The 4509-nt window shown below is 62.9% G+C and carries 1 protein-coding gene; it reads right to left on the reverse strand.

Going from position 1 to position 4509, the window contains the following annotated elements; all coding sequences use genetic code 11:
• Positions 1–4478 (reverse strand): beta strand repeat-containing protein (locus J0O65_RS28195; protein WP_502793594.1); only part of this gene is annotated, 4478 nt, incomplete at its 3' end.
• Positions 4479–4509: the final 31 nt, after the last annotated feature.

Raw genomic sequence — 4509 nt, forward strand, 5'->3', positions numbered from 1 at the left:
AGGTCGCCGGTGATATTGATATCGACATTTTTGCCGGCCAACAAGGCACCTGTGCCGTCGATGTCATCGGCGCGCAGGCGAACGTACACTTGCGGCACCAGCGCCTTTTGCGTGCTGCCATCGGCCAGCGTGACTTCGCGCTCGACCAGCCAGACGATGTCGCTGGTCAATGCCGCCATCTGTTCCGGCGTCAGTGCCACGCCGGGGCGCAAGCCATACTGCTGGGCATAGCTGACGCCGGCGTCCATCAAGCCGCGGAATTGCTCTTCGTCGTTGCTATAGTCGCCGGTAAACCGGTGGCCAGTCAGGTCGGCGACCTGCTCGCGTACCAGTTGCTGCTCATAGAAGCCATCGCCTAGCCGCTTTTGCGTGACGGCGGGATCCAGTTGCATTTTGCTACTCATGTAGTCCGAACCTGTCCAGGTGCGGTACTCGGCAAAGCGAGGATCGGTCTCAACCAGATACTGGGCCGACGCCGAAGGGCTGATCTTGAACAGGCTGGCATTCGGCAGTTGCAGGGGTTTGGCCCCGGTCCTGACGACTTCCGCCTTTCCACCCGGATTGGCCAGCGCCACTTGCCGGATCAGCGGCGAGCGCGCATGGCCTGCGCCAGGGCCTGCCGCGACCTTGCCAGCAGCGCCAGCCGCCGTGCCGATGGCAGCTTGCGTGCCCGTCCCCACAGCCGCCTGCGTGGCGCCTGCCGCGCCATCGACCTTGGACAAGGCACTTCCCGCCACTGCGCCAGGCTGCGCGGCCACACCCGCATTGCCGGTCCGATCGCTGCCATTAATCCCTTTAGCGCCAGCAACGCCAGCCGGGCCAGCTACGGCGCCCACAGCGAGACCCGCCGTATCGACGCCGCCCAAGGCTGGCGCACCCGCCACGGCCACATTGCTGCCAGCTACCCTTCCCACACTGCCAGCCTGGCCGGCGCTGCCTGTGCGGTCGCTGCCGTGCAAGCCCACCTCGCCACTTACACTGCTTGGCCCGCCCTGCGAGCCGATTGCCAGCTGATTCGGATCGCGAATACCGCCAGCATTACCCTCACCAACCGCCGCGCCCACGGCTGCCGCTGCCACGGCGGAAATGCTGCCGGCCTGGCCAGCCTGGCCGGTCCGGTCGCTGCCTTGCAAGCCGCCGCTGCCGCTGGCCACGCCAGCACTGGCCACATTGGTGCCCGTGCCGACGTTGGAGCGCAGGATAGAGGACATATGGATATCGGCGCTGCCGCCGTCGGCCGCAGACACCGTCTGGCCCGCCACTGAAGCGACCCCGCCCGTGCCGCCGACATTGCCGATTTGGCTATCGCGCGGCCCACTGGCTGCGCCAACAATGGCCGCACCCTGGCCGCTACTGGCTGCCACGCCGGCAACGGAACCCGCCGTATTGCCTACCGTGTTGAGCCAGACACTGACATTGGCGGCGCCAGCGCCAATGCTTGCTCCAGCAGAAGAGACATTCGCGCGTGCCCCGACACTGTTGGAGGGCGCACCGCCCGAGGACGGCGTATCCGGCCCGTTAACAGTTCTCGTACCGTCGACATCAAATACAAGGTGTTGGACCTCAAAGTCCCGAACCTTCTCCGGCACTTCCATGTCCAGGTACATGTATATAGTCTGCGTTCCTTTATCGGTAATCAGGGTCTGGTTACCCGTAGAAATATTTTCCTCAATGACACCCTTGACCTTCAGCGCCTGCCCCGCGACAAAGCGGCTGTTTTCATTGCGGATTTTGTACGCCTCTACCGTCAGGTTACCACCTGCGCTAATGACAGCAGGATCAGTCTCCGTCACCCGACTGGTGCTGGTCGTGCGCCGAACACTGTATTCACTGAAGTCATATCCACCGTTGTTATCGGGCGTATCCAGCCTCCGGTTTCCATCGGCGCCTAACGTCGTTGAGACCCCCGGTGCATTGTCGGCATAGCTTTTGCCATCACTCGTACGATACTCTCGGACATTTTCCGACTTACCCGTGGAGGTAAACTCGACCGCAAAGTGATTGTTCAACAAGGTAATTTCACCAGCCCTCAGCGCCAAATTGCCCATGGCCTGGATGGTGGCGCTGGCATTGGTCAGGCTGGCCACGGCCCCTGTGGCATAGCGGTTGCCATCCAGGCTGCCGCCGATCGCCATGTCCCCTGAGCTGAAGATCAGTGCATGTTCCCTGTTGTTGATGGTGGTGGCGCCGATATCGAGGCTGCCGCGCGACGCTATCGTCGCCGCCACGCCGCCCTCGACATCGTTGTTCAGCGTGGCCGCCCCGATACTGAGCGCAGTGCCGTAGATGCGCCCGCTGCCGATATTGGTGAGCGTGCCCGCATCAATCTGCGTATTCACTCCATCGATCACGCCCCGGTTACTCAGGATCGTCGCGACATTCACCCTGGTGGTGCCGGCATTGATGTCGCCGCTGCTGGTGTTGTCGAGACTGTAGGCATTGAGCGCCAGTATCTGGCCTGCCTGCACCTTGCCCGCGTTGACAAGGCTGCCACCCACGCTGAGGCTGGCATTGCGGTTGGCAATCACCTGCGCCCCCGCTTCGACAACATGATTGCCGCTCAGATCCAGGCTCAGATCCCCCCTGGACATCACGTTGCCACTACCGCTCAAGCCCGCTGCCTTGATCGCCGCCAGTTCGCCGCCGATAATGGTGCCGCCGCCATTGCTGATGCTCAGGCCGCGGCTGGCGCCCTCGTCCTTGACGCTGACGCTATTGTTCGCACTGATCAGCCCGGATGTATTGTTCACACTGCCGTTGCTGCTGATGCTCAGGTTATTGTCTGCACGCAAGCCACCCTGGCTGTTATTGATCATGCCTGCCGACAGGTTGACGTCGCGGCCTTCGATTCCCTTGTCGGTCCCCTGCGTTGCCTGGTTGACGATGGCGCCAGCCCCCAGCGCGACGGCAGCGCCGCCACGTATCAGTCCGGACGTGTTGTCGATCGTGCCGGCGCCCGCCTGCAAGCCCAGGTTGCCGACCACTTGCACCTGCCCGCCCTGATTGGCCAGCCCGCCGATGGCCAGTTCCAGGCCGCCGCTGGAAACAATTTTTCCGCCCAGATTATTGATGTAGCCGCTGCTGCCGCCTACCTGCCCCGCCGCGCCCAGGAAACCAGCCGCGTTGTTCCAGGCGCCAGTCGCCAGCGTCAGCGTCCCGCCGCTGCTGATGCCGCCATTGCTGCCGGCATGGCTAGCCGCATACGCCGCGGCATCGCTGTTATCGAGCGCCTGGCCATGGGTGTTGATGACGATCGCATTGCCTGCTTGCAGCAAACCACCGTGATTGTTGAGCTCTCCAGTTTGCAGATTCAGTACTTGCGTGGCGGCGATGGTTCCCTGGACATTGTTCAAGCCCTGTCCCGCCGTATCGATGCTGACGTTGCGGCCCACGATGCTGCCTGCGGAGGCGTAGCCGGAAGCCAGCGTATTGCCAAGGCTTGAGCTTTGCAAAACAACGTCCGCACCAGCCTGAATTTGCCCGCTGTCGTTGCGCAGCTGGCCCGTGGTCGCGCGCAGATTGCCCGTGACGCTGGCCAGTTTACCGCCCGTATTGTCGATACTCGCAGCCTGGATGCCCAGATCGCCATTGGCGGCCACCAGGCCGTCTTTATTGTCGAGCGCCTGGTTCAGCGTCAACGCAAGGCTTCCGCCCGTCGTCAGGCTGCCACCGCGGTTCGACATACTGCCGGCCTGAAGCGTCGCGTCGCCTCCCGCTGCGATCTTGCCGCCGTTGTCATTATTCAATGAGGTACCGGCGCTCAGGTCCAAGGTGGCGCTGCCCGCCGCCTGCACCGTGCCACTCTGGTTGCTGATGACCTGCGCGCTGACGGTGGTATTGCCATTGCTGGCGATCAATCCACCTTGATTGTCCAGAACTTGCGCGATGCGGATATTGCTGGCGCCCTGCCCCAGCTGCACCAGTTCTCCCTGGCGGTTATCCAGGCTGCCGCTGTCGATGGTCAAGTGCCCAGCCTGCGTACTGGCCTTGCGAAAATCGATACTGCCAGCGGTGATCTTCAGGCTGCCATTAGCAGTGATCTGGCCACCCTGCCCGTTCAAGGCTCCGGCATTGATGGCCAGCTGGCCCAGGCCAGCGTGCTCGATCCGCCCGCCGGCATTGCTCAGCGTTGCGGCACCCAGGGTAAGGTTGGCGCTATTGACGGCAATCCGGCCATCGGTATTATCGAGTGCACCATTTGGCGCGCGCATGACAATAGACGTATCGCCGCTGCCGCTCTGCACGATGCTGCCCTTGCTATTGTTCAGGTTAGCCGTCTGCACCACCAGTTGACCGGCCACGATATCGCCACGGCTGTTATCCCACGTCTGGCCATTGCCGGCTTGCGCGTTCACGTTCAGCGTACCGACCGTGCCGATGCTGGAGCCGGCCGTGCTAACATTACCCTGCGTCGCCGTCAGCGCGATGTTCGCCGCGCTATTCACGATGCCAGCAAGATCGACGCCGCTGCCCGTCATGCTCATATTGCCTGCCGCCAGATTCTGCCCG

This window comes from Janthinobacterium sp. JC611, assembly GCF_018682595.1.
Taxonomy (GTDB): domain Bacteria; phylum Pseudomonadota; class Gammaproteobacteria; order Burkholderiales; family Burkholderiaceae_D; genus Janthinobacterium.